This window comes from Actinomycetospora sp. 2LY8.5, from assembly GCF_057180585.1.
Map to the genome: position 1 here is coordinate 1 of NZ_JBXUHE010000037.1, position 24637 is coordinate 24637.

Below are 24637 nucleotides of genomic sequence, written 5' to 3' on the forward strand. Positions count from 1 at the left end.
GTGCGCATCCTCGCCCGCGCCTGGCTACGCGTCCTCTGGCGCTGCTGGACCAACCACGACACCTACCGGCCCGACCTCCACCGAGGGCTGCAACAACAGCTCGCAGCAGCGGCGGCTTGACACAGGGGCTCTCAGTCGTCGTCGTCCTCGTCGTCGTCGTCCTCGTCGTCGTCGTCGTCGTCCTCGTCGTCCCCGTCGTCGTCCCCGTCGTCGTCCTCGTCGTCGTCCCCGTCGCCGGCGGGCGGCGCGGCAGGGGGTGAGTCGGCCTCCGCGGCGCCCGCGCCGTCCCCGCCGGCGGGGGCGGACCCGGCAACGTCGGGCGCCGAGGCCGGGTCGTCGCCATCGGCGACGGAACCGGAAGGCAGGGAGGTCGCGGTCCCGAAGGGGCTGGTGGGGAACGGCGCGGCGAGACCGAACGGCGCCTCGACTGTCCGGCCCGGCGGCGGAACCGCTCCACCGAAGCGGATCGCGCCCGGCTCCAGCCAGCCTCCGACGAGCGCGCACGTCGCGGCGACGGTGAGCACCGGGAAGGCGACCAACGACACGACCAGCCCGCGATGCCGGGCGATCCCGGAGCGTGTGTTGGAGCTGTTCACCCCGATCATCCTGATCGTCGTCGACGGTCCGCCACGTGAACCGCAGATGAGGGAACTCTCATCCGCACCGGTAGCCCATGCCGCGAATGGTGGTGATCTGGTCGCTGCCGATCTTGCGCCGCAGCTGCCGGACGTAGACGTCCACGACGTTGGAACCGGGATCGAAGTCGAGGCCCCACACGTGGTCGAGCATCTGCTCGCGCGAGAGAACCTGGCCAGGGTGACGCATGAGCAGCTCGAGCAGCGCGAACTCGCGCGCGCTGAGATCCACGGTACGTCCGTCGATGTGGGCACGGCGGGTGCGCAGGTCGAGGGTCAGGCCGTCGACGCCGAGCTGCGTCGGCTCGGCGGTGGCGCCGGAGGCGGTGCGCAGACGCAGCCGGACACGGGCCAGGAGCTCCTCGAAACGGAACGGCTTGGTCATGTAGTCGTCGGCGCCCCCGTCGAGCCCGGCCACGGTGTCCCGCACCGTGCCGCGCGCGGTCAGGATGATCACAGGCAGCGTGCTGCCGGCGGCCCGCAGGGCGCGCAGCACGCCGTGACCGTCGAGACCCGGGAGCCCGATGTCGAGCAGCAGCAGGTCCGCTTGTCCGGCCAGAGCATGGGCGAGGGCCAGGTGGCCGTCGCCGACCACGGTGGTCACGTACTGGTTGGCGCGCAGGCCCTTGTCGACGAAGCGCGCGATGCGCGGCTCGTCCTCGGCGATCAGGATGTGGTGCACGGCGGTTCCTCGGGCTCGTGCGGCACCCACAGGGTGAAGCGCGCCCCGCGGCCCACCACCGACTCGAGCTCCACCCGGCCGCCGTGGCCCTCCGCGATGGCGGTGACGATGGACAGCCCGAGCCCCGCACCGGCACGATGGCCACTCGCCGCCGAGCCCCGCACGAACCGCCGGAAGATGTTCTCGGCGTCCTCGGGCCGGACCCCGGAACCGGTGTCACGGATCCAGAAGGCCACCCCGCCGCGGTCCACCGCGGAGCCGAAGCCGATCTCCGAGCCCGGTGCCGTGTGCTGCACGGCGTTCTGTGCCAGCTGGACGACGGCCTGGGTGACTCGCTGCGCGTCGAGCCGTGCCTCCCCTTCCGCGATCGCGTCGAGCGACCACCGTCGCTCGCCGATCGCGGGAAGCTTGGCGTGGATGTCACTGGTGAGGTCGACGAGTCCGACGCGCCGGGGGGCGACGAAGTCGGGCTGCCGCGTCTTGGCCAGCAGCAGGAGGTCCTCGACGATGCGATGCATCCGGTCGAGCTCGTCGGTACAGAGCCGGACGACCTCGGACCGCTCGGCCGGATCGTCGTCCTCGACGAACTCCAGGTTGCCGCGCACGATCGTGATCGGCGTGCGCAGCTCGTGGCTCGCGTCGTCGAGGAACCGCCGTTGCGTCGAGAAGGCCTCCTCCAGCCGGTCGAGCATGGCGTTGAACTGCTCGGCGAGAGCGGCGACGTCATCGTTGCCGACGACCTCGATCCGCCGCGTGAGATCGTCGGAGGTGATCTCCGCCGCCGCCCGGCGGACCATGTTGACCGGAGCCAGGATCTGGCCGGCCAGCACCCACGACGCCAGCCCCGCGACCAACAGCCCGGCCAGGCTGACGAACGCCAGCGTCCACACCGTCTCGTCGACGTCCTCCTGGCGCTGATCGATGGCGTAACCCACGACGAAGGAGCCCTCCGGCGCCCCCGTGGGGCCGACGATCGGCACCGCGGCCCAGCGCACCCGACCCAGCTCCGGCACCGAGAGCTCCCCGGTGCCGACCGGCCACGTGACGACCGTCGCCAACGCCGTGTCGGCCGGTGTCGGCCGGGCCGACGCCGACAGCACCTCGCCGTCCGCGGCGACGCCGACCACGATCTCGTGGTCATCGATGATCTGGTCGTTGAGGTGTCCCATCAGCAGGTCACGGCCCGTGACGAACCGGTCGACCGTCGATTCCAGACGGGCGACCTCGGCCCGACGGGCCAGCTCGCTCGTCTCCTGCTCGAGAGCCGCCGTAGCGTCGCGCTCCACGCCCAAGACCAGCAGGTTGCGGGTCACCGCGACCACCGTCGCGAGCGCGACGGCCAGCAGCAGGACCAACCACACCAAGATCCGTACTCGTGCCGGCAGCACGAAGCGTCGAGACCGACGTCGACTCGGCGCACGGTCGGCGAGGCCGGGATCGGCGGTACTCACCCGCACCGCGGCGCGGCCACGCCCCGGGGCAGGTACGGGTACGCGAACCGAAGCAGGAGGTACGGAGTCAACGGCCATCGTGTCCGAATCATCCCGAGATGCCGTGACCAGGTGAAGCGGGATGAAGGTAATCTCATCCGTCCCCGGCACCGAGATCACGGTGCTCCCGCCGGCCCCGGGAACGGGGATTCCTGGTAGTGATCCAGTCCGACCTCGTTCCTGGCGGTCGGCAAGGCCTCCTCGATCGGCCAGGACGAGAGAGGATGCCGAGGTGGCGGGTTCGTCGTACCAGGACCGGGCGCCGATGTCGGCGCTGGCCGCGATCGCCTCGTCGGTGTGGATCCAGCGGGTCGGTGCCGAGCCGGTCGCGCAGCGCCACGTGCCCCACGGCGGGGCCGAGGTGCGCTGTGTCCTCGGCGAGGAGCCACGGCTGCTCGGCACGCTGACCGTGGCGACCCACCGGGAGATCCCGGCGGGCGGGACGGTCGTCGGTGTCCGGTTACGTCCCGGCATGCTGGGCGACCTCGCCGGGATGCCGGCCGACGAGCTGGTGGACGAGGACCTGGCCGGATCCGCGCTGTGGCGGGACCTCCCTCGCCTGACCGACCTGCTCGGCGGCGCCCCCTCACCAGAGGTCGCTCTCGACCGGTTGCAGGCGTTCGTCGCGCGCTCGATCGGAGCGCGGGACCCGCTCGTGGACGAGGCGGTGCGCCACCTCATGCCGTGGTGCGGCGGGACGGCCGCGCTGCCGGAGCTGCTGCCGGTCTCGGAACGGCAGCTGCGTCGGCGCTGCCGCGCCGCGGTCGGGGTGGGGCCGAAGGAGCTCCAGCGCATCCTGCGCTTCCACGGCTTCACCGCCCGCGTGCAGGCGGCGGTCGACCGGCGCGCGCCCGGGGACCTCGCGGGATGGGCGGTCGACGCCGGCTACCACGACCAGGCACATCTCACGCGGGAGTGCCGCCGGCTCACGGGCGAAACGCCGTCGGCATTCCTCGCCCAGTACCGCGAGGCATGCGGAGGCGCCGACGACCACGACCACGCGGCCGCGTACCTGCCGATGTTGCGCAGCGGGCATGGCCGTTCCGTACAAGAGCGGACGGCCCGCCCGGCCTAACGTCGCCGATCATGATCCTCGTGACGGGCGGCCTGGGCTCGATCGGCTCGCACACCGCGCGTGCGCTGCTCGACCTGGGTGCGCCGGTGGTGCTCACGGCACACCGCTCGAAGCAGACGCCCGACTTCCTCGCCGACGAGCCGGCCGACCGCGTGGTCGTCGAACCCCTGGACACCCTGGACGGCGCGGCGTTCCTCGACCTCGGCACGCGGCACCCGATCACCGGCATCGTGCACCTCGCCGCGGCACCGCACGACTCGCCCGACCCCGTCGCGTACCTGCGGGCCGAGAGCACCGCGCTGCTCAACGCGCTCGACGCCGCGACCGGTTGGGGCGTTCGGCGCTTCGCGGTCGCCAGCACGATCGCGGCCTACGCCGGCGTCGACGATCCTCCGTGGCGCGAGGACGCCGCGCTCCCGGCGGTGGCCCCGCACCAGATCCCGGTGTTCAAGAAGGCCGCCGAGCTGTTCAGCACCCTCGCCGGCGCCCACGCGGGGTTCGACGTCGTGAACCTGCGCATCGGCACCATCTGGGGCCCGCTGGGGCTGCCGGACTCGCCGTTCTTCGCGCTCCCGCGGCTGCTCAGCGCGGCGGTGCGCGGCGAGGACCCGGACCTCAGGCCGCCCCGCCCGCCGGCGCACGCCGAGGACGCGACGGATCTCTGCTACGTCAAGGACTGCGGTCGCGCGATCGCGCTGCTGATGCTCGCCGATCGCCTGGAGCACACGGTCTACAACGTCTCGAGCGGACGGCTCGTGCCCTACCCCGAGGTGGTGTCGGCCATCAACGCCGCCGTCCCGGGCGCGGAGCTGACCCTACCGCCGGGGCACAGCACCGGCCGCCCGCCGGAGGGACACCTCGACATCACCCGCCTGCAGCGGGACACGGGTTTCGTCCCCGAGTACGACGTCGACCGGGCGGTCGCGGACTACGTCGCCTGGCTACGGACCCACGAGGCATGAGGAGCTACCGATGGCACGCGTCGTGATCCAGGCCGTGGTGTCGGTGGACGGGTTCATCGCCCGCCCCGACGACAGCGTCGGCCCGTTGTTCGACTGGTACTTCAACGGCGAGAACGAGCTGATCGCCCGGCCGAGCGGCTGGACGTTCCGGGTCTCGCGCGCGTCGCTCGACCACGTCCAGCCGTTCTGGGACGACATCGCGGTCACCATCATCGGCCGCCACCTCTTCGACACCACCGACGGGTGGGACGGCAAGCCCGCGGCGGGCGACCAGCTCGTGGTCGTCACCCACCGTCCCCTGCCCGAGGACTGGCTCGCCGCCCACCCGGACGCCCCGTTCCACGTCGCCGACTCGGTGGAGGCCGGCGTCGCGCTGGCGAAGGACCTCGCGGGCGACGGGCTCGTCGCGGTGACCGCCGGCGACCTCGGCGGGCAGGCGTTCGCCGCCGGGCTGGTCGACGAGGTCGCCATGGACGTCGTCCCGGTGGTGCTCGGCGAGGGGGTCCGCTTCTTCGGCTCGCACGCCGGCACGGTCCTGCTGAACGACGCCGACACGATCGTCCAGGGCGACCGCGTCCTGCACCTGCACTACACCGTCAGGAAGTGACGACAGCGAGCTGCTCGGTGGGCGGCTCGGTGGGCGGCTCGGGGCGGCTCTCCACACTCGCCGGAGCCTGCGCGGCTCGATCGAGGGGGTGGACGGCGGCGACGTTCGGGTCGCACGTCGCTTGTCGTCGGCCTCATCCTCGGTGTAGTCGACGACGTGCGCGCCGGCGGCTGCCACGCTCGCCCGCTTGGCACCGCTGGCGGTACCGACGACGTCCAGGGCGCGGGCCAGCTGGGCGGCGGCGAGCCCCACGCCACCGCCGATCCCACGGGATCGGCCCGTTCGACGAACTCCTGGACCTCCGGCCCTCCAGAGGCGCGGTATCCGTACGCGTTGATCACGCTCCAGACGCCAGCACCTCACCCGACTGTCAGGTTCCAGTCGTCGTGATGCAGATCATGGGAACAGAGGTAGCCCCTCCGGGGAGGAGGAATGAATTCTGTTGACGGTCTGTCAGGGCCTGCCAGGCGGGGTGCGGGTGCTCGGTGCGAGGGCCGAGCCGGCGATGGGAACCGCAGATGGGCGACATCGCCACAGTGGGGGCGACATCCGCCGTCGCGGGGCCCGAGGGGTGGGCCAGGTCCTCGACCTCGAGTGCGGGCAGGGCTGACCGCATCTGGACCGGTCGATGAGGTGTATCTGGCCGCTGGACCGAGGGCCGGGTCCGGACATCGAGCTGGACCACGAGGCGCTCGCCGGTCTCTACGCGCATCGCGAGGGGCGGCTACGGGCCAACTTCGTGTCCAGCGCAGACGGGGCCGTCGCCGTCGAGGGCGTCTCCGGTGGGCTCGCCGCCCCGGGGGACGGGGCGGTGTTCACGCTGCTGCGCGAACTCGCCGACGTGATCCTCGTCGGTGCGGGGACCGTCCGGGCCGAGGGGTATCGCGGTGCGCGCTCATCCCGGGACAGCGCGGCCCGACGACGTGGGCGGGGCCAGGGGGCGGTGCCGCCGATCGCCGTGGTGAGCACGCGCGGGATTCTCGACCCGAGGTCGCCGCTGTTCACCGACACCGCCGTCGCGCCCCTCGTCCTCGTCCCGGCGGACGCGGTGCAGGTCGCGCGGGGGCATCTCTGCGCCGCCGGCGCCGAAGTCGTCAGCGTCAGCGCCGACGATCCCGCGAGCACCGACGCGAGCACGATCGTCGCGTCGCTCGCGGACCGTGGCCTGACTCGAGTGCTCTGCGAGGGCGGGCCGACGCTGTTCGGAGCCCTCCTCACCGCAGGGTGCGTCGACGAGCTCTGCCTGAGCGTCGCACCACAACTCGCCGGCGGCGCCGCCGGCCGCGTCGTCTCCGGCCACCGCCCGACCGTTCCCGACCCGCTCGCCCTGACCTCCGTGCTCGCTCACGACGACGGGTTGTTCCTCTCCTACCGGCTGGTCACGGGAGCCTGATGCGCGCTGTCAGGCGAGGGCTCGGACCGTCCTCGAGGGTGGCCGATCGCCGCGGATGCTCGCCGACATCTCGAGCACACGCCGGGTCGCGGCGACTTCGTGCACTCGGAACATGGCGCAGCCGGCGCGGGCCGCGATGGCGGTGGCCGCCAGCGTGCCCTCGAGCCGTTCGGAGACCTCGACCGTCCCGAGGGTCTCGCCGACGAAGTCCTTGTTGGACAACGCCATCAGCACAGGCCACCCGCAGGCGACCAGTTCGTCGACGCGGCGGAGCAGTTCCAGACCGTGGAAGGTGTTCTTGCCGAAGTCGTGGGTCGGATCGACGACCACTCGGGCGGGGTCGACACCCGCCGCCACGTACCTCCGCGCCCGCTCGCCGACCTCGGCGAGGACGTCGGACACGACGTCGCGATAACGCACCCGGTGGGGACGTGTCCGGGGAAGCGCTCCCCCGGTGTGGGAGCACACGATCCCGACGCCGTACTCGGCCGCGACCTCCGCCAACTCCGGGTCGACACCGGCCCAGGTGTCGTTGATGAGGTCGATGCCGACGCCGCACACCTCACGGGCGACCTCCGCACGCCAGGTGTCCACGCTGATCCGGATGTCGGGGTGCCGCTCCCTCACGGCGACGATCGTCGGTAGGACGCGGCGCAGCTCCTCCACCGCGGTGACCTCGGCTCCCGGGCCGGCCTTGACCCCGCCGACATCGATCACGTCGGCGCCGTCGGCGATCGCGCGATCGACGGCCTCCAGGGCCGCACCAGCTCGCCACGCGGCACCCCGGTCGTAGAAGGAGTCCGGAGTGCGGTTGATGATGGCCATGATCGCCGGCCGGTCGATGAGAGGGAGGAGTGGACGCCCCTCCACGGGGCCGCCCTGGTCGCCGGCGCCGGACGTGACGTCGGCCGTCGTTGCCGTGGTCGACTTGTCCCTCGTGATGACCTCCGTGTCCGATGCGAGTCATGACGCGAGCGACCGCCGAGCTCCTCGGTCCGTCCCTGGACCGCCGTCGCCCGTCGATCGGCGGTGTCCGGGACCGTCTACACCGAGCCCTCGCGGTGGGTCAACCCGGGCGTCGCGGAGGCGCTCCGTGATCCGTCAGGCCGCTGTCGTTCCGTCTGCGCCCCTGCTGGTCCCGGAGCTCGCGGGAGACGCGGCGGACGAGGTCGAGGAGGTCCGGCTCGCTGCGATCGCCGCCGCTGCGGAGCTCGGTGCGGTCAGTTCCCGGTGGCTGGCGGTCGGAGCAGGCGACAGGTGGGCGCGCTGGGCGGCCACGACTCGTGGTTCGTTCGCCGGCTTCGGTGTCGACGTGCAGGTGTCCCTGGGTCCGGAGGGTGACGAGGATGAGTGCGCGGGCGGTGACCCGGCGCTTCCCCTCCCGCTCCTGATCGCGGGCTGGTTGCGACGAGAGGCGGGGGCGACCCATGTCTCGATCGACGGCTGGATCTTCCCCTCCACCCTGACGGCGATCGAGTGCGCCCGGGTGGGCGCGTGCCTGGCCGCGGAACAGGGCGACGCGAACGATCCGGTCGGACTTCTCGTGATCGGAGACGGCGCCGCGACGCACAGCCCGCGGGCTCCTGGCACCTACCGCCCGGCGGCCGAACCGTTCGACGCCGGCATAGCGAGCGCGCTCTCCGAGGGCGACGCCCTCGCCCTGGCCGACCTCGATCCAGAACTCTGCGCCGAACTGTGGGTCTCCGGACGGGTCCCGTGGCAGATACTGGCCGGGGCCGTGCACGCGCCCTCGCGATCCGAGCTCCTCTACTCCGACGCCCCCTTTGGCGTCCGGTACCACGTCGCGTCGTGGAGGACGGCACCGTGACGCCCCCGGCGGACGCGGGCGCCGCTCGGACGGCGGTGTCGTCCATCAGGCCAGGCCCCGGTCGAGGGCCGTCACCAGGCCGAGTTCGGCGCCGGAGTGGCCGAGGCGGCGGCCCCTCCCTGCTGAGCGCGGCCGAGCAACGTTCGTCGCTCCCCTAACCGCTCCGGTCGTACGCACCGATCTCGTGGGCGATCAGTGCCAGCTGCAGCGACAGGCAGGTCTCGGCGTCGTCGAGATCCACGCCCAGGAGGTTCTCGGCCCGTCGCAGCCGGGCGTAGAGCGCCGGCCGGCTCATCCGGAGGGCTTGAGCCGCCGCCGACTTGTTGCGGCCTTCAACCAGGTAGGAGTGCACCGCCCCCAACTCGGCGGCATGCTCCTCGCCGACGAGCGGCCCCAGCTCACGCTCGACGTAGGCCTGCAGCCGCGGATCCTGATGCAGCTGGGCCAGCAGCCCCCGGGCCCGCAGCTCGACCAGGCTCACCACCGGTCGGGTGCCACCGTGCGCGACCTCCGCTCGGGCCGCGCTCGCCGCATCGCGCAGCGATGCGCGGATCATGTTCAGCGCGGTGACCCTGGCCCCCACTCCGATCACCACCGCGCCGATCTCCCGCTGGACACGCAGGGCGAAGGAGCGCAGCACCGCGGTCGAGTCCTTCTCGGGCGGCAGCGAGACCAGGCCCGATCCCTCGAGACCCAACAGGACGTCCAGGCGGGCGCGGGTGGCCAGCCCGGCCACGGCGAGCCGCATCTGGGCCGCGGTCACGCCCGGGGCCTCGAACGCGACACCGACCACCGTGCGGTCGGTCATCGGGAAGCCCGCGGCCTCGGCCTGCCGCCACCCCGCGACCTCCGACGGGTACCAGCCGCGCGCCAGGCGCGAGAGCAGCCTGGACCGCGCGTCGAGCTCGAGGGCCGTGCCGTCGCCCTGGATCACCCGGCTCAGAGCGATGTTCTCCGCTCCCCGCTCGACCGCGTACCGCTGACGCCGGGTGGGGGTCGCGCCGGAACCGATGAGCGCGATCAGCCGCCCCCACGTCTGCCCACGGGCCCGCACCTCGACGACGAGCCATCCCTCGCCGGCACCGCCGCGCCGGGAACGACGCTCCCAGTCCCGCAGCAGGGCCTCCCAGTCGTCGTCGACCTGGGAGTGGAAGGCCAGCACGCGATGGTTGCCGTCCTCGAGCACGACGGCGGTCCGCGTCGCCCAGCCCACCGCCATCAGCACCTCGTCGTCGCTGCGGCCCTCCAGCGCCATGCGATGGAACAGCTCGTGCACCCGCGCCGACTCCTGGAGGTCCGCGTACGACGACTCCACGATCATGGTCAGTCCGGCCTTCGTGATGTCCACGAACGGCACGGCGGTGTGCAGCCCCACCAGGGTCAGCCCGCAGCGCTCGGCGGTGCGGACGAGCACCGGGGGCGGGGTGACCCAGCGCTCACCGAGCTGGATCACGGCCGCGGACGCGCCCATGGCAGCCAGGGTGGCCACCCATCCTCGCAGGCCCTCGTTGCCGTGGGGCAGGGCGACCCCGGTCAGCAGCACGAGCTCCCCACCGTGCAACAAGCCCCGCACGTCACCGAGTTCGAGGACGTGCACCCAGCTGACCTCGCGATCCAGCCCGTCCCGGCCGGCAAGCACCTCGGGATGGCCGCGCTGGACCTCGGGCAGCGCAAGGACGTCCCGGACGGTCGGCGGCGACTCCTCCACACCGCCACCATCCCCGACGCCTTTACACAGTGACAAGGGACACGTCGAAATCTCTCGAAGTATGGCCCTGGCTCCGAGCCCCACTCCGGGCCCAGGGTTCTCGTGGGCCTGCACCACACCACCCCGGGGCGCCGGGGTCCCGACACGGTGGCGGGACGGCGCCCTCACCGCTCTCCGGCCGCTGTCCACGCCGGCCCACCACGAAGGGAGCCTCACCATGACGACACTCGACGACCGTCCTGCGGTCGACACCAGCGACGTGCCGTTCGCCATGCGCGACAGGCTGCGGGTCCCCCGCGAGCGGTATTACGACCGCGGGTTCTTCGAGCTCGAGAAGCGGCGCCTCTGGCCCCGGACCTGGCAGATGGCCTGCCGTCTGCAGGAGATCCCCCGACCTCACGACTTCGTCGAGTACGAGATCTGCGATCAGTCGGTCCTTCTGGTCCGGCAACGGGACATGTCGGTCAAGGGCTTCCACAACGCCTGCCGCCACCGCGCCACCCAGCTGGAGAAGGGCGCCGGCCGCCTGCCCGGCGGCCAGCTGGTGTGCCCCTTCCACGGCTGGCGCTGGAGTGCCGACGGCGCCCCCTCCTTCCTCTTCGGCGAGGAGGGATTCGCCCCCGAGTGCCTGCGTCCCGACGACCTGCGCCTGCGCGAGTGCCGGGTCGAGCTCTGGGGCGGCTGCGCATGGATCAACCTCGACCCCGACGCCGGACCGCTGCGCGAGGCGCTGACTCCCGCCGCAGCGTTGCTCGAGGACGTCGGCATCGAGAACTGGCAGGTCAAGTGGTGGAAGGAGGTGGTTCTCAACGCCAACTGGAAGATGGCCCAGGAAGCGTTCATGGAAGGCTGGCACGTTCCCCAGACCCACCCCCAGCTCACGATGGGGGTGCCGATCGAGGACATCCCCGCCGGTCGCAACACCACCTACGGCGTGCACCGGGGCGGCCACTCCCACTTCGAGACAGGGATGGCCAACGGTGCCTTCACCAGCGTCGACAGCATGATCGAGCAGCTGACGCTGCTCACCGAGGGTCAGGACGCGATGGTTCTCGAGCGCGACCTCAACGTGCTCAAGAGCCTGCGGCACAAGCTCCGACCCGAGGATGACGTGGTGGACACCGCGGCCCGGGCCCTGCGCGACTTCGCCGAGGGCGCCGGGGTCCCCTGGAAGGAGGGGATGGAGGACAGCCCGGTCTTCTGGGCGGGCGAGGTCTTCCTGTTCCCCAACATGTTCTTCCTGCCCCAGTTCGGCAACTGCCTGAGCTACCGGATCCGTCCCTACAACGACGATCCCGAGTGGTGCCGGTTCGAGGTCTGGTCCCTGACGACCTACGCCGAGCTCGAGGAGCGCCCCCGGGCCGAACTGCTCGGTCGGTTCGACAAGGAGGACGACGAGCACTGGGGCCTCATCCCCCGGCAGGACTTCTCCAACATCGAGCGCCAGCAGGCGGGCCTGCACACCACCGGGTTCGACGGGCTGCGCCTGGCCACCGAGTGGGAGGCCGCGATCAGCACGATGCACGTCGAGCTCGACGCCCGGCTGGCTCGGACCTAACACACCCGTCGGGCACCGAACTGAGGAAAGGACGGTCCAAGGTGGGACTCGACGTGTCGAGTGAACCTCCGGGAGCCGAGGCGCTCCTCTCGATGTACCGCACGATGACGTTGGCCCGGGCCTGCGAGCAGCGGCTCCGGAAGGGTTTCGCGAGCGGGGAGTTCGCCGGGGTCATCTGGCCCTCGCGCGGGCAGGAGGCCGTCGCCGGTGGCCTGTCCACCGCGCTGCGGCGCGACGATCGGCTCGTCACCACCTACCGCGGGATCCACGATCTGGTCGCGAAGGGCGTGCCTCCCGTCGAGATCCTGGGCGAGGTGCTCGGTCGCAGCGTCGGTGCGTCGCGGGGCAAGGGCGGCACGATGCACATCACCTGCCCCGAGGTCGGCGTGATGCTCTCCACCGGCATCGTGGGCGCAGGCCTGCCCGTCGCCGTCGGTCTCGCCCTGGCCGCCCAGCACCAGAGCAGCGACCGCGTCGTGGCCGTCAGCTTCGGTGACGGCGCGACCAACACCGGCTCCTTCCACGAGGCGGTGAACCTCGCTGCGGTCTGGGACCTGCCCGTCGTCCTCGTCTGCCAGAACAACCAGTACGGCGAGATGACGCCCGTCGCCGAGACCATGCGGGTCGAGCGCATCGCCGACCGTGCGACGGCGTACGGCATCCCGGGCATCCGCGTGGACGGCAACGACCCCGTCGCCGTCCACCACGGGCTCACGGCGGCCGCGGACCGCGCCCGTGCCGGGGGTGGTCCGAGCCTGGTCGAGTGTCTGACCTTCCGGTTCAGCGGTCACTACTTCGGTGACCCGCAGCCCTACATCCCACCCGCCCAGCTCGAGCAGGCGATGGCGGAGGACCCGATCCCGCGGTTCGAGCGGTACCTGACCGAGCGGGGCGCGGCGGACGCCGACGAGGTCGCCCGGATCGAGGCCGCCTCGGTCGCCGAGGCCGACGAGGCCATGGCGGCGGTGCTGGCGAGCCCGAGCCCGTCCGCCGACGAACTGGAGATCGACATCTACGCGGACACGGCGGGTATCCGATGAGCACCGGCACCTACACCATGCGCGAGGCGCTGCACTGCGCGCTCGACGGCGCCCTGGCCGACGACCCGCGGGTCGTCCTCCTGGGCGAAGACATCGCCGACCCGGGGGGTGGCGTCACCGGCACGACGGCCGGGCTGTCCACCGCGCACGGCGTGGACCGGGTCCGGGACACGCCGATCTCCGAGGCCGCGATCGCCGGCGCGGCGATCGGTGCCGCCATCGACGGCATGCTCCCCGTCGCCGAGATCATGATCATGGACTTCATCGGTATCGCGCTCGACCAGATCGCGAACCACGCCGCCAAGGTCCGCTTCATGTCCGGTGGGCGCACCCCGTGCCCCGTCACCTTCCGCACCGCGGTGTTCGGCGGCAGCGGCAACGGCGCCACCCACTCGCAGTCGCTCGAGGCGTGGTTCATGCACGTGCCCGGGCTGAAGGTCGTCGTGCCCGGCACGCCCGCCGACGCCGAGGGCCTGCTGCGTGCCGCGATCTTCGACCCCGACCCGTGCGTGTTCATCGACGAGACGGTGCTGCACGGGACCAAGGGCCCCCGCCTGGACACCCCCGACCGGACGCTGCCGTTGGGCACGGCCGACGTGAAGCGCAGCGGCAGCGACGTCTCCATCGTCACCTACGGGCGCGGCGTGCGGGACGCCCTCTCCGCCGCCGAGTCCCTGGCGGCCGACGGGATCTCCGCCGAGGTGGTCGACGTGCGCTCCCTCGTACCCCTCGACGTGACCACCGTGCTGGACTCGGTGAGCCGTACCCGGCGCGCCGTCGTCGCGCACTACGCCACGGAGTTCGCCGGTCCCGGTGCGGAGCTCGCCGCCCGCATCAGCCACGACCTGTTCGGCCGGCTCGAGGCTCCGGTCGCGCGCGTCGGCGCACGATTCTCGCCGATCCCGGCCTCCGCGGCCCTGGAGGCGCAGGTCAGCCCGAACGCCGAACGCATCGAGGATGCGGTGCGCAAGGTCGCCGGTGACCGCCGTGGCTGACGTCGTCCCGGTGAACATGCCCAAGCTGAGCATGGCCGCCACCGAGGCGACCTTCCTGGCGTGGCTGGTCGACGACGGCTCGACGGTCTCGGAGGGCGATCCGATCTACACCGTCGCCACCGACAAGATCGAGTCCGAGGTCGAGTCGCCCGCCAGCGGGGTCCTGCACCACGGGGAAGCCGCGAGCGAGGCCGACTACCCGGTCGGCACCACGCTCGGGACGATCGAACGGGCGGGGTGACGCGTGATGGCGAAGGTGTCGGTCGAACCGGGCGGCATCACGGTCGACACCGAGCCCGGCGAGACCCTGGCCGAGTCGGCCTGGCGACAGGGCTACCGCTGGCCGACGACGTGCTGGGGCCGGGCCGAGTGCATGGTCTGCGCCGTCGCCGTCCTCGCCGGGGAGGACGCCCTCGTGCCCGCCGACGACGAGGAGATCGAGGCGATCCGGTCGCGCATGCCGCGATCGCTGCGCCGGTCGACGTCACGACTGGCCTGCCGTCTGAAGGTGGCGGGCGACGGGGCCGTGGTGGAGAAGAAGGGCGTCCGAGCCCCACCGGACCCGTGAGCCGGGCGGGACACAGCGGGCGGGACACAGCGAGTGGACACCGACGTCGAGCGGACGGGGAGCACAGCATGGCGGGCACGTGGGACGAGTCGTTCGACTTCGTGATCGTCGGCAGCGGGGGCGGCGGGCTGGTCGCCGCGCTCGCGGCCCACGAGGCGGGGCTCAAGCCGCTCCTCATCGAGAAGCAGTCCTCCGTCGGCGGGTCGACAGGCATGTCGGGCGGTGTCATCTGGATGCCGAACAACCCGCTGATGCGGGCCGAGGGGGTCCCGGACTCCTACGAGGACGGGCTCGCGTACCTCGAGTCCGTCGTGGGCCCGCCCGACCAGGGATCGTCGCAGCGGCGCCGGGAGGCGTTCCTGGTCCACGGGCCCGAGATGATCAGGTTCGTCCAGCGCCAGGGCGTCCGGCTCGTCCGCTGCGAGGGCTACGCGGACTACTACGACCACCTCCAGGGTGGCAGCGCGCGGGGCCGTTCGGTCGAGGGCGTGCCCTGGGACGGTACGCAGCTCGGCGAGTGGCGCCAGCGGGTCATTCCGGGCATGAGCCGCGGCATCGGGATCGCGGTCATGACCAACGAGATCCGCAGCCTCCCGGTCTTCAGCCGCTCGCCCGGGGCGTTCGCGGCCACGGCGCGGGCGGTCGCCCGGACCTACCTGGCGCGATGGCGCGGCCGCGACCTGTTCACCAACGGCATGTCACTGGTCGGCCAGCTCCTCGGGATCCTGCTCGAGGCGGGTGTGCCGATCTGGCTGGACACCGCGGTGGAGGAGATCGTCGTCGAGGGCGGTCGGGTGGTCGGCGTGCGGGCCGTCCGCCAGGGCACCCCCACGGTCGTCCGGGGCGAGCAGGGGGTGCTGCTCTCGGCGGGCGGTTTCGACCACAACGCCGAGATGCGTCAGAAGTACAGCGCCGCGACCCAGCCGAACGACGGCCGATGGAGCGTGGGCAACGCCGGCAACACCGGTGAGGTGCTGGCGGCGGCCGTCACGCTGGGCGCGAAGACCGACTACATGGACGACGCGGTCTGGCTCCCCGGGCCCCGCGCGGAGCTCGGCGGCTCCACCGTCTCGCAGGCCCGGCAGTACCCGAGCACCATCCTCGTGAACCGGCACGGTCGCCGGTTCGTCAACGAGTCGAACTCCTATCTCGAGGTCGGGAAGGCGATGTACGCGAACGACGCCGTCCCGGCGTGGTTGGTCTTCGACGACGCGTTCCGACGCCGCTATCCATGGGTGCGCGGCCTCCCGCGGTGGCGTGACCTGCCCTCGGTGCTGCCGGGGCGGATGCCGGCGGATCTGGTCGAGGAGGGCTGGCTGCGCCGGGCCGCCACGCTCGACGAGCTGGCCGTCCGGATCGGCGTCGACCCCGAGGTCCTGGTGAGCACGGTCGGGCGCTTCAACGTGTACGCCGCCCAGGGGCGGGATCCCGACTTCGGCCGGGGCGAGTCGCAGTACAACAAGGTGCTCGGCGACCCGGGGCACCGACCCCACCCGGCTCTCGGTCCGATCACCGAGGGCCCGTTCTACGCCACCGAGATCTACCCGAGCGACGTCGGGACCACCGGCGGCGTCGTCACCGACGAGAACGCCCGGGTCCTCGACGAGGCCGACACGCCGATCCCCGGGCTGTACGGAGCAGGCAACATGGCCGCCACGGTCATGGGCCGCACGTACCCCGGCGCGGGGGCGAGCATCGCGCACAGCATGGTCTTCGGTTACCTCGCCGCACGCCACGCGGCGGGGGCGGCCGCGCGGCCGCGCGCGGCGGGGGGATGACCCGCGGGGTCGAACCGCCGGGACAGACCCCGCCGCGGTTCGCAAGCGCGACCTCGTGACGTTGGTCCGCGAGCGCGGCCGGCCGCTCGCGGCCGATCCGACCCCCGAGGACCCGTGTTCACCGCCATATTTCGACACATTTACGTCTTTCCATCTACTGTCTAGAGTCGCTCGTGGCGCTCCGGTCCGGAGCGACCGACGACGAGACGACGAGACGACGAGACGACGAGACGACGAGGTGGGTCGTGCCAGAAGCAGTGATCGCCAGCGCGGTCCGGACGGCCATCGGGACGGCCCGCAAGGGCACCCTCGCCGAGACGCCCGCGGAGATGCTCGCGACGCACGTCCTGCAGGAGTCGGTGCGGCGCGCCGGCGTGGCGCCGGACCGGATCGACGACGTGATCTTCGGGGAGTCCATGTACGGCGGCGGCGACCTGGCCCGCCACGCCGCGGTCGCGGCCGGGATGACGCGCGTCCCCGGACAGGCGGTGAACCGGCACTGCGCGAGCAGCCTCACCGCCGTGGCGAACGCGGCGGCGACCGTCCGGACCGGCGCGGATCGCGCCGTCGTCGCCGGCGGGGTCCAGTCGATGTCCTTGACACCGTCGCTGACCTGGAGGATCCCCGGTACCGACACGACCGAGCAGCGCATCGCCCCGGGCTTCCCCTACACCGAGGACGCCACCGACGACACCGTCCTGAGCGTCGGGTGGAACCTGGCCCGGAAGTACGGTCTGACCCGCCGGGCGATGGACGCGTGGGCTCTGCGCTCGCACCAGCGGGCGGTGGCGGCGACGGCGTCGGGCGTGTTCGCCGAGGAGATCACCCCTATCAAGGTGACCCGTCCCGACGGGTCGGTCGTCGAGTTCTCCGTCGACGAGCACCCGCGCGCCACCACGTCCGCGGAGAAGCTGGCCGCACTGCCACCGCTGCGCCCCGACATCGACGGGTTCTCGATCACCGCGGGCAACGCGTCCGGGACCAACGACGCCGCGGCGGCACTCGTGGTCGTCTCCGACGAGCTCGCCCGCTCGGAGTCCCTCCCCGCGCTCGCGACCGTTCGGGCGTGGGCGTCGGTGGGCGTCGATCCGAAGTACACCGGGGACGGGGCCATCGACGCGGCGCGGGTCGCGCTCGACCGCGCGGGCCTGGGGACGTCGGACATCGGCCTCTGGGAGATCAACGAGGCGTTCGCGTCGGTGCCCGTCGCGTCCTGCCGCGAGCTGGACCTCGACGAGGACCTGGTGAACGTCCACGGCAGCGGCTGCAGCCTGGGCCACCCGATCGCGGCCAGCGGCGCCCGCATGCTCACCACCCTGACCCATGAGCTGCGCCGGCGCGGTGGCGGCCTCGGGGTCGCGACGATGTGCGCCGGCGGGGGGCAGGGCGGGGCCGTCGTCGTCGAGGTCGGCTGATCCCGCACGGGCACCACGCCCGCGCCGGGGCCCGACCACGCGCCGACCGCTCCCCCCGACCCCGGACCGATGAAGGAACCCGTCCCATGAGCCTCAAGAAGATCGCCGTCGTCGGCTGCGGGACGATGGGCGGCGGCATCATCCCGCTCACCGCCCAGCACGGATACGAGGGCCTGGGCGTCGAGACGAGCCCCGAAGCCGTCGACCGGGCCGACGCCGGCATCGCCGCCGGGGTCGCCCGCGGCAAGCTCGCGGACGAACAGATCAGGACGGCTCGGGACTCCTCCTCACTCACCACCGACCTGGGCGAGATCGCCCAGGCCGACCTCGTCGTCGAAGCCGTGTTCGAGGACGTGGAGATCACGAAGCGCCTGCTCGCGCGGATCGACGACATCGTCGGCCCCGACACCCTGATCACGTCCAACACGTCGACGATCGGGCTCCACTCCTTCGACCCGGTACCGGCGATGCGGCTGGTCGAGGTGATCCGCACGCCGGTCACCGAGCAGGCGCCGATCGACGCGGTGGTCGAGCTGACGACGGCCTTGGGCAAGTCGCCCGTGCTCGTCAACGACGTGCCGGGCTTCGTCGGGAACCTCCTCATCGTCCCCTACCTGCTGGATGGGATCCGGGCCTACGAGCGGGGCGTGGCCGACATGGACTCGATCGACTCGGTGATCACCCTGGGCTTCAACCACAAGATGGGGCCATTCCGGCTCAGTGACCTCATCGGGCTCGACATCGTCCACGACATGGCCGCCTCCCTGTACGAGGAGTACCGGGACCCACGCTACGTCCCGCCGCCGCTGCTGCGGCAGTACGTGCGGCTCGGCTGGCTCGGCCGCAAGACCGGACGGGGCTTCTACACCGATGACGACTGAGCTGCCGGCCCACCACGACGTCGTGATCCTCGAGATCGCCCACGACCGGCTGCGCTCCACCGACCCTCTGGGTTTCCCGGGCTACTCACCCCCGTCGGGCGACGACGAGTCGGTCCGGGTCGCGGTGGTCGAGCTGGCCGGGCGCCGGGTGGTGTGGATCGACTGCGACTTCGCCCGCTGGGGCGGGACGATGGGCGCCGTGGCCGGGGAGCGGGTCGTGCGCGCCTACGACCAGGCCACGTCGAACCGCCTGCCGGTCGTCGTGACCGTCGCCAGCGGGGGTGTGCGGCTGCAGGAAGGCATGATCTCCCTGATCCAGATGCCGCGGACCGTCTCGGCCGCGACGCGCCACCGCGCGGCCGGGCTGGTCTCGGCCGCCCACCTGGCCTCGCCCACCACCGGCGGGGTGTTCGCCTCGTTCGTCTCCGTCGCCGACCTCCGCGCCGCCGAACCGCGGGCAACCATCGGCTTCGGCGGGCCCCGGGTGGTCGCCACCATCACCGGCGCCGCGCCGCCGCCCACGTCACACACCGCCGAGTCCGCGCTGCGGAACGGCCTGATCGACGCGATCGTTCCGCGGTCGCGGTGCTGGGACTGGTTCGCCGCCGTGATCGGCGCGCTGCCCGCCGAGCCGTTACCGGCGCTCACCGGCCGCCCGCGAACGCCGCACCCGGCCGTGGGATCGCCGGCCGACGCGTGGGATCACCTTCAGCGCTGCCGCAGCCCGCATCGCCCGTCCGGGCTCGAATGGGCGGGGTGGTTGAGCGACGGGTGGCTCGAGATCGCCGGACCCGACCCGGCGATCCGCGCCGGCCTGGTCACGATGGGGGGCCGCCGCGCCGTCATGATCGCGATGGACCGCCACGCCGGCAGCGCCCGCCCCGGGGCTCCTTCGGCCGGGGCCTACCGTCTCGCGCAACGCGCCGTGGACCTCGCGGGACGGCAGCACCTGCCCGTGATCACGCTCGTCGACACGCCGGGCGCCGACCCGGCACCGGCCTCCGAGGCCGACGGGGTGGCCGGGGAGATCGCGCGCACGCTGCTCGCCCTGGCCGACCTGCCGACGCCGAGCATCGGTGTCGTGGTCGGCGAAGGCGGCAGCGGCGGGGCGATCGCCCTCGCCCACACCGACCAGCTCTTCGTGCTCGACGGCGGCGTCTTCTCCGTGATCGGTCCGGAGGCGGGCGCCGCTGTCCTCCACCGCGACCCGTCCCGGGCACCGGATCTCGCGCACGGACTCGGCATGCTCCCCGCCGAGCTGCTGCGCCTCGGCGTCGTCGACCGGGTGCTGCCCGAGGACGTGACCGCCGTTCGTGAGGCCGTCACGACCCGGCTGGCCGGGTCCTGGACCGGAGCACGGGAGATCCGGACCAGCCTGGCGACCTCCGCAGCTCTGCGGACATACGGGGACACCGACCGCCCGGGAGGGTGAGGAGATCGTCCTCCGCGGCTGGTTCTCCGTCATGACCTCCGCAGCGCACCCACCGAACCCTCGAGGAGCACACCGTGAAGAAGCAGGTCCGGACGACGGGAGACCACGGCATCGGACAGATGATCCATGTCGTCCACATGTCGGACAACGCCGCGAAGCTGCGGGAGTTCTACGAGACCGTCTTCGGCGGCCTGGTCTTCATGGGCGTCGACGAGCCCAACTACCTCGAGCCCGAGGACCGGTTCGCCACCCTGATCATGGTCGGCGACCTGTGCATCGAGACGATGTCGCCGCGGATGCCTGCCGACCCGCAACTGCCGGTGGGGCGCTTCTACACGAAGTTCGGGCGACACCTGCACTCGGTGGGCTACAAGGTCGACGACCTCCCCGGTCTGGCCGACCGCCTCCTCGAGCAGGGCGTCTTCATCGGCAAGCCGGGCGGCGGCCGGATCGAGAGGCTCGACCCGGCGACGCCGTACTTCTTCCCCAGCCCCCGTGACACCGCGGGCCTCATGGTGGAGCTGTGCAGCATCGACATGCCCGGAGACCCTCGCGACCAGGAGTCCTGGTCGTCGCTGGTGCGTCTGTGGCGGACGCACCCCCTCACCATCGAGCGGTTCTCCTACGTGACGCTCGGCGTGCGCGACCTCGACGCGGCGGTCCGGACCTACGTCGATGTCATGCAGGCGGTCCCGGTCGAGGCCGGGACGGACATCGACCTGTGCGCCCGGTACGCGACGCTGCAGCTCGGAGACTGTCTGCTCCAGGTCGCCGAGCCCACGGACGACGACTCCGACCTGGGCCGCCACGTCGCCACGTGGGGAAACATGATCTACGGGCTGCGCTTCCTCGTCGCCGACCTCGACGCGGCCGAGCGCTGGCTCACCGCGAACGGCGTGGGGACCACGCGCATTCGCGACACGCTGCTCGCCACCGACGTCGACGACAGCTTCGGTGCACCGATCTTCCTGAGCACCGAGGAGATCCAGGGCGACCCGTTCTCGGTCTGACCCCTCGTCCGACCCGGAGGCACCCGACCGGCCCTCGCCCTCAGCCCACCGAGCTCAGCGCAGGCCGGGTCGCACTCGAGGCGATCACCGCGGCGCGACCGGCCAGCCGGGCGGCCGCGATCGCGTCGGCGTCCCCGCGACGGCCGGCGCCGTCGCCCGTCGGGTGGGTCGGCACCGCCGTGTAGAGGCCCGGCACCGGGGTGCCGCAGGCCGTCACCCCCCGGCTCGCGGCGTCGACCTCGAGTGCCTCCTGGGCGGCGGCCGCCACCGGTCCGGCCTCCCAGTCGGCACACCAACGGCGCACCGCGAGCTCGGGTCCCTCCGGTCCACCGGGCGATGTCCGGGATGCGGCGCCGGAGGACACGACGCCCAACCGTCGACGGTGGACGACGGGCCCGTCCCGCACGACCGACCACACCGCGGGGCCGACGAATTCCCAGTGCCGCGCGTCCAGGGCCAGCACGACCGCCGAGCACGTCACGGAGGTCGCGCGATGGTCCCGGCCGAGGTGGCCCGGACCCGGATCGAATCCGACGCCGGCGACCCGCCCCCCTTCGACGATCAGCTCGTGCACGACGGTCCGGGAGCGGACGTCGATGCCGGGAGGACTCGAGGCCTCGCCGCGGAAGCCGGTGAGAGGGGCCCGGGTCAGGGCCAGGACGCGGGCACCGGCGCCGACCGCCTCCCGCGCGGCCGCGACCCCGACGACCCCGAGGCCGATGAGCACCACGTCGACGTCGCAGTGGAGTGACATCGGCCAGCCTCCTCGCCAGCAGCCGCCGCCGGGATCGACTCCCGACAGCTCGTGGTGGTGCGCCGGCGCCCCGGCCGAACCGACCGTAGGCATCGTAGTGACACGCGTCAACACGGCTCGGACGCCGGCGTGCCCGGACACCTACGTGGTGTCTCCCGGACGCACGTCGAACCCCGCGAACGGGGGTGAGTCGTCGGCCGACGGACCGAGACCTCCGTACTCTTCGACCACGGAGCGGCGCACGTGGCGCAGAGACGCCGCGAAATCGACCGCCACCGTGGTGAGCGGGGGCTCCCCCGGCGCCGGCCCCTCCGGCCCCTGCACGCCGATGACGCCCACGTGCCGGGGGACATGCAGTCCGGCGGCGCGCGCGGCGGTGACCAGCGTCCTGGCCACCGCGTCGTCGTAGGCGGCCAGGCCCACCGACCCGGCCCGCGCCACGAGCCGTTGCAGCGCCTCCGGAACGGACGCAGGCCACGGCGGCACCCCCAGGGTCGACGGCACCCCGGCCCCACGTGACGCGCACACCTCGGCGATCGCCGAGGTGCGGGCGTGGCCGTAGGCGTCCTGGGCGACACCGGGCGGAAAGGCACAGGCGATGGCGGTGTACCCCCGCGCGACCAGGTGCTCGGCCTGCAGGCGGCCGATCAGATGATTGCCGTTCACCTCGGGTCGGTCGGGCGAGGGCAGGACCGGACATCCGCTGTCCTCGAGGAGGTCGAAGTCGCGTCGGGACATCCCACCCAGATCGACGACACCGGCCGGACGCAGGGTCGCCACCAGGTGGTGCAGGCGATGGGAGACCACGCGCTCGGCCTCGGAGAGGCGGAAGTGCACCACCGACATGAAGCCCATCTCCGCGAGATCCGCCGAGACGGCCTCGAGGAGCCGTTGCGAGTCGCTCACGGCGGTGTCCGGGACCGCGAGGACGACGAAGTCGCTGCGGCCCCTCACCAGGGCACGACCGGCGGCGGAGCGGACGTAGCCGAGGTCCGCCGCCGCCCGCCGGACGCGGTCAACGGTCTCGGGAGCGAACCGGGCGACCTGCCCGTTGAGGACGTGGCTGACCGTGGCCCGGGAAACACCGGCCAGCCGGGCGACGTCGCCGCTGGTCGCCGGCCGGGACCGCGGTGCCGGTGCCGGAGCCGGTGCCGGTGCCCCTTCGCTCGGTTGGCTGGACACGGTCCCTCCAGATGTCCGAGTGATCGCGGTCGCCGGTGAGTCGCGACACGCCTATCATGCAGCGCACCGCTCGCGAGCGCTCACCGCCCGCGGAAGTGCGGGGCGCGGTGCTGCCGTATCGCCTCGACGCCCTCGTGCAGGTCGGCGGTCGTCATGGTGACCGGTTGGGCGAGCGCCTCCCATTGCAACGACGCCTCGAGTCCGGCCGCGGACTGCTCGAGACCGGTCTTCGTCAGGCGCAGGGCGATCGGCCCCGCGGTCGCGATGCGCGCCGCGAGCTCGAGGGCGCGCTCGACCGGCTCGTCCGCCGTCTCGGTCGCCAGACCCCACCTCGCGGCCTCCTCGGGCACGACCTCGCGACCCGTGTAGAGCATCTCACGGGCCCGGGAGACCCCGACGGCCTCGGGGAGCAACCAGGTCGCGCCCATGCCCCCGTGGGTGCCGAGGAAGATGAACGGCGTGCTGAAGCGGGCCGACGGACCCGCCACCCGCAGGTCACAGGCGAGCGCGAGACAGACCCCGGCGCCGACCGCGGGGCCGTTGACCGCCGCGATGACCGGGAACGGCAGGAGCCGGGGTCGCAGCCAGCTACGGTAGAACGGCAGCATCCGGTCCCGCAGCCGATCGGTGGTGGTGTCCTCGACCGAGGCCTGGTCGAGCCAGGAGAGATCCGCACCGGAGCAGAACGAGCTGCCCGCGCCGGTCACCACCACGACCCTGGTCGCGCGGTCGTCGCCGACCCGCCGGACAGCGTCGTCCCAGGCCTCGGTCATCTCCGAGGTCATGGCGTTGCGGACCTGGGGCCGGTTGAGGGTGAGCAGGCGAACCCCTGGACCTGGCTCGGTCACCAGCACCGCGTCGCCTGAACCTGCTGCCATCCGCGTCCTTCCTCCTCGACGGGCGGCTGGAGTCACCGCAGCGTAGGGCAGGTCTCCCCGGGGCCAGGAGGCGGCGCGCGACGTGTGGGCCGGATCCCTTCGGCGAGCGCTCGACCGGGAACACCGGTGCAGTAGATTGATGCCTGACTAACGGTCGACCTCATGGCACGGTGAAGGGAGCGGCGATGGCCCGCGACGCGGTCGTGGCGGCCGAGGCCTTCAAGGCGCTGGGCGACCCGGTCCGCTGGAACATCGTCCAGCAGATCGCCCAGCACGACGAGCTGGCCGCCAGCGTGCTCGACGACACCCTTCCCGTCTCGAAGCCGACGATCTCCTACCACACGAAGATCCTGGCCCAGGCCGGCCTCATCGAGGTGCACAAGCGAGGCCGCAACTACTTCTATCGGGCACGGACGGAGGCGTTCGACGAGCTGGCCGAGGCGTTGTCCTCGTTCACCCCGGCACCCCGCGCCGTGGGAGCCGGGCCGGGCCGACGGAGCACCTCCGGCCGCGCCTCGCAGGCCCGTCCCGGGGAGGGCCTCCCCCGCGCCTCGGGCGACGACGACGCTCCGGTGACGCTGCTGACATGGTGAGCACCTCGCGCACTGCGGGGCGACGGGAGGGCTCGCAGCACCCGCCGGTGCGCCCCGGTCCCTGAGCACGTCGCGCGCGCCCCTCACCTCCGCGTCCTCGCGTTCGCCGAGGAGTGCGCCGCCCGAGCGCGCCACACGAGCGCGCCACACGAGCGCCGACCGACTCGGGCACG

At 72.6% G+C, this 24637-nt stretch carries 24 protein-coding genes; 16 read left to right on the forward strand and 8 right to left on the reverse strand.

Annotated features, from left to right (window positions below; all coding sequences use genetic code 11):
* Positions 1–131: 131 nt before the first annotated feature.
* Genes AC2A1K_RS28155 through AC2A1K_RS28165 form a run of 3 tightly spaced genes read right to left on the reverse strand, consistent with a single transcriptional unit; the run spans position 132 to position 2927 of the window.
* Positions 132–596: a hypothetical protein gene (locus AC2A1K_RS28155; protein ID WP_483899657.1), complete on the reverse strand. Its 465-nt coding sequence runs from the start codon at positions 594–596 to the stop codon at positions 132–134.
* Positions 597–654: 58 nt separating this feature from the next.
* On the reverse strand, positions 655–1317 hold the full coding sequence (locus AC2A1K_RS28160; protein WP_483899658.1) for a response regulator transcription factor: 663 nt from the start codon (positions 1315–1317) through the stop codon (positions 655–657).
* Positions 1302–2927 carry a sensor histidine kinase gene (locus AC2A1K_RS28165; RefSeq protein WP_483899659.1) on the reverse strand — a complete coding sequence of 542 codons (1626 nt, stop codon included), beginning with the start codon at positions 2925–2927 and terminating at the stop codon, positions 1302–1304. The genes AC2A1K_RS28160 and AC2A1K_RS28165 overlap by 16 nt, the downstream gene beginning before the upstream one ends.
* Before the next feature lie 112 nt (positions 2928–3039).
* Between AC2A1K_RS28165 and AC2A1K_RS28170 the strand changes: the two genes are divergently transcribed.
* The 4 genes from AC2A1K_RS28170 to AC2A1K_RS28185 all read left to right on the forward strand — a co-directional run bounded on the left by AC2A1K_RS28170 (position 3040) and on the right by AC2A1K_RS28185 (position 6844).
* Positions 3040–3882 (forward strand): AraC family transcriptional regulator, encoded by an 843-nt coding sequence (locus AC2A1K_RS28170; protein ID WP_483899660.1) that lies wholly within the window; start codon positions 3040–3042, stop codon positions 3880–3882.
* 11 nt (positions 3883–3893) lie between these two features.
* Positions 3894–4844: an NAD-dependent epimerase/dehydratase family protein gene (locus AC2A1K_RS28175; protein WP_483899661.1), complete on the forward strand. Its 951-nt coding sequence runs from the start codon at positions 3894–3896 to the stop codon at positions 4842–4844.
* 10 nt (positions 4845–4854) lie between these two features.
* Entirely contained in the window at positions 4855–5451 is a 597-nt protein-coding gene (locus tag AC2A1K_RS28180; protein WP_483899662.1) for a dihydrofolate reductase family protein, read from the forward strand.
* Positions 5452–6079: 628 nt separating this feature from the next.
* Complete coding sequence (locus tag AC2A1K_RS28185; RefSeq protein ID WP_483899663.1) at positions 6080–6844, forward strand: pyrimidine reductase family protein; 765 nt, start codon at positions 6080–6082, stop codon at positions 6842–6844.
* Between the two features lie 9 nt (positions 6845–6853).
* Here AC2A1K_RS28185 and folP read toward each other — a convergent pair whose 3' ends face one another.
* A complete protein-coding gene (folP, locus tag AC2A1K_RS28190) occupies positions 6854–7669 on the reverse strand; it encodes a dihydropteroate synthase (protein ID WP_483899664.1) in 816 nt (271 codons plus the stop codon).
* Between the two features lie 268 nt (positions 7670–7937).
* On the opposite strand from folP, the gene AC2A1K_RS28195 reads away from it, so the two are divergent.
* On the forward strand, positions 7938–8672 hold the full coding sequence (locus tag AC2A1K_RS28195; protein ID WP_483899665.1) for a class III extradiol dioxygenase subunit B-like domain-containing protein: 735 nt from the start codon (positions 7938–7940) through the stop codon (positions 8670–8672).
* A gap of 154 nt (positions 8673–8826) precedes the next feature.
* Here the strand turns inward: AC2A1K_RS28195 and AC2A1K_RS28200 are convergent, their stop codons facing one another.
* Positions 8827–10380, reverse strand: a complete 1554-nt coding sequence (locus AC2A1K_RS28200) for a PucR family transcriptional regulator (RefSeq protein ID WP_483899666.1) — start codon at positions 10378–10380, stop codon at positions 8827–8829.
* 217 nt (positions 10381–10597) lie between these two features.
* Here AC2A1K_RS28200 and AC2A1K_RS28205 point away from each other — a divergent pair, with 217 nt between their 5' ends.
* The 10 genes from AC2A1K_RS28205 to AC2A1K_RS28250 all read left to right on the forward strand — a co-directional run bounded on the left by AC2A1K_RS28205 (position 10598) and on the right by AC2A1K_RS28250 (position 21057).
* Positions 10598–11938 carry an aromatic ring-hydroxylating oxygenase subunit alpha gene (locus tag AC2A1K_RS28205; RefSeq protein WP_483899667.1) on the forward strand — a complete coding sequence of 447 codons (1341 nt, stop codon included), beginning with the start codon at positions 10598–10600 and terminating at the stop codon, positions 11936–11938.
* 53 nt (positions 11939–11991) lie between these two features.
* Positions 11992–12978: a thiamine pyrophosphate-dependent dehydrogenase E1 component subunit alpha gene (locus tag AC2A1K_RS28210; RefSeq protein WP_483899668.1), complete on the forward strand. Its 987-nt coding sequence runs from the start codon at positions 11992–11994 to the stop codon at positions 12976–12978.
* The gene (locus tag AC2A1K_RS28215; RefSeq protein WP_483899669.1) at positions 12975–13973 is read left to right on the forward strand and encodes an alpha-ketoacid dehydrogenase subunit beta; all 999 of its coding nucleotides are present in this window, start codon (positions 12975–12977) and stop codon (positions 13971–13973) included. The genes AC2A1K_RS28210 and AC2A1K_RS28215 overlap by 4 nt, the downstream gene beginning before the upstream one ends.
* Complete coding sequence (locus AC2A1K_RS28220) at positions 13957–14214, forward strand: lipoyl domain-containing protein (protein WP_483899670.1); 258 nt, start codon at positions 13957–13959, stop codon at positions 14212–14214. Before AC2A1K_RS28215 ends, AC2A1K_RS28220 begins: the two co-directional genes overlap by 17 nt.
* Positions 14215–14220: 6 nt before the next feature.
* Positions 14221–14541, forward strand: a complete 321-nt coding sequence (locus AC2A1K_RS28225) for a 2Fe-2S iron-sulfur cluster-binding protein (protein WP_483899671.1) — start codon at positions 14221–14223, stop codon at positions 14539–14541.
* A gap of 68 nt (positions 14542–14609) precedes the next feature.
* A complete protein-coding gene (locus AC2A1K_RS28230) occupies positions 14610–16319 on the forward strand; it encodes an FAD-binding protein (RefSeq protein ID WP_483899672.1) in 1710 nt (569 codons plus the stop codon).
* Positions 16320–16564: 245 nt separating this feature from the next.
* Positions 16565–17734 (forward strand): thiolase family protein, encoded by a 1170-nt coding sequence (locus AC2A1K_RS28235; protein WP_483899673.1) that lies wholly within the window; start codon positions 16565–16567, stop codon positions 17732–17734.
* An 86-nt stretch (positions 17735–17820) separates the two neighbouring features.
* Entirely contained in the window at positions 17821–18615 is a 795-nt protein-coding gene (locus AC2A1K_RS28240; RefSeq protein WP_483899674.1) for a 3-hydroxyacyl-CoA dehydrogenase family protein, read from the forward strand.
* Positions 18605–20047 (forward strand): carboxyl transferase domain-containing protein, encoded by a 1443-nt coding sequence (locus AC2A1K_RS28245; RefSeq protein WP_483899675.1) that lies wholly within the window; start codon positions 18605–18607, stop codon positions 20045–20047. The genes AC2A1K_RS28240 and AC2A1K_RS28245 overlap by 11 nt, the downstream gene beginning before the upstream one ends.
* Before the next feature lie 74 nt (positions 20048–20121).
* Complete coding sequence (locus AC2A1K_RS28250) at positions 20122–21057, forward strand: VOC family protein (protein WP_483899676.1); 936 nt, start codon at positions 20122–20124, stop codon at positions 21055–21057.
* 40 nt (positions 21058–21097) lie between these two features.
* Here AC2A1K_RS28250 and AC2A1K_RS28255 read toward each other — a convergent pair whose 3' ends face one another.
* The 3 genes from AC2A1K_RS28255 to AC2A1K_RS28265 form a co-directional block, all read right to left on the reverse strand.
* Positions 21098–21811, reverse strand: a complete 714-nt coding sequence (locus tag AC2A1K_RS28255) for a hypothetical protein (protein ID WP_483899677.1) — start codon at positions 21809–21811, stop codon at positions 21098–21100.
* Positions 21812–21952: 141 nt separating this feature from the next.
* Complete coding sequence (locus AC2A1K_RS28260; protein WP_483899678.1) at positions 21953–22993, reverse strand: LacI family DNA-binding transcriptional regulator; 1041 nt, start codon at positions 22991–22993, stop codon at positions 21953–21955.
* Positions 22994–23073: 80 nt separating this feature from the next.
* Positions 23074–23871 (reverse strand): enoyl-CoA hydratase/isomerase family protein, encoded by a 798-nt coding sequence (locus AC2A1K_RS28265; RefSeq protein ID WP_483899679.1) that lies wholly within the window; start codon positions 23869–23871, stop codon positions 23074–23076.
* Positions 23872–24056: 185 nt separating this feature from the next.
* Here AC2A1K_RS28265 and AC2A1K_RS28270 point away from each other — a divergent pair, with 185 nt between their 5' ends.
* Positions 24057–24464 carry an ArsR/SmtB family transcription factor gene (locus AC2A1K_RS28270; RefSeq protein WP_483899680.1) on the forward strand — a complete coding sequence of 136 codons (408 nt, stop codon included), beginning with the start codon at positions 24057–24059 and terminating at the stop codon, positions 24462–24464.
* Positions 24465–24637 lie beyond the last annotated feature (173 nt).

Bases quoted from the DNA above. Each gene is read 5' to 3' on its own strand.
- AC2A1K_RS28175 (WP_483899661.1), top strand. From the start codon at position 3,894: ATGATCCTCGTGACGGGCGGCCTGGGCTCGATCGGCTCGCACACCGCG.
- AC2A1K_RS28230 (WP_483899672.1), top strand. From the start codon at position 14,610: ATGGCGGGCACGTGGGACGAGTCGTTCGACTTCGTGATCGTCGGCAGC.
- AC2A1K_RS28240 (WP_483899674.1), top strand. From the start codon at position 17,821: ATGAGCCTCAAGAAGATCGCCGTCGTCGGCTGCGGGACGATGGGCGGC.
- AC2A1K_RS28265 (WP_483899679.1), bottom strand. From the start codon at position 23,871: ATGGCAGCAGGTTCAGGCGACGCGGTGCTGGTGACCGAGCCAGGTCCA.
- AC2A1K_RS28225 (WP_483899671.1), top strand. From the start codon at position 14,221: ATGGCGAAGGTGTCGGTCGAACCGGGCGGCATCACGGTCGACACCGAG.
- AC2A1K_RS28255 (WP_483899677.1), bottom strand. From the start codon at position 21,811: ATGTCACTCCACTGCGACGTCGACGTGGTGCTCATCGGCCTCGGGGTC.
- AC2A1K_RS28205 (WP_483899667.1), top strand. From the start codon at position 10,598: ATGACGACACTCGACGACCGTCCTGCGGTCGACACCAGCGACGTGCCG.
- AC2A1K_RS28215 (WP_483899669.1), top strand. From the start codon at position 12,975: ATGAGCACCGGCACCTACACCATGCGCGAGGCGCTGCACTGCGCGCTC.
- AC2A1K_RS28270 (WP_483899680.1), top strand. From the start codon at position 24,057: ATGGCCCGCGACGCGGTCGTGGCGGCCGAGGCCTTCAAGGCGCTGGGC.
- AC2A1K_RS28245 (WP_483899675.1), top strand. From the start codon at position 18,605: ATGACGACTGAGCTGCCGGCCCACCACGACGTCGTGATCCTCGAGATC.
- AC2A1K_RS28185 (WP_483899663.1), top strand. From the start codon at position 6,080: ATGAGGTGTATCTGGCCGCTGGACCGAGGGCCGGGTCCGGACATCGAG.
- folP (WP_483899664.1), bottom strand. From the start codon at position 7,669: ATGGCCATCATCAACCGCACTCCGGACTCCTTCTACGACCGGGGTGCC.
- AC2A1K_RS28180 (WP_483899662.1), top strand. From the start codon at position 4,855: ATGGCACGCGTCGTGATCCAGGCCGTGGTGTCGGTGGACGGGTTCATC.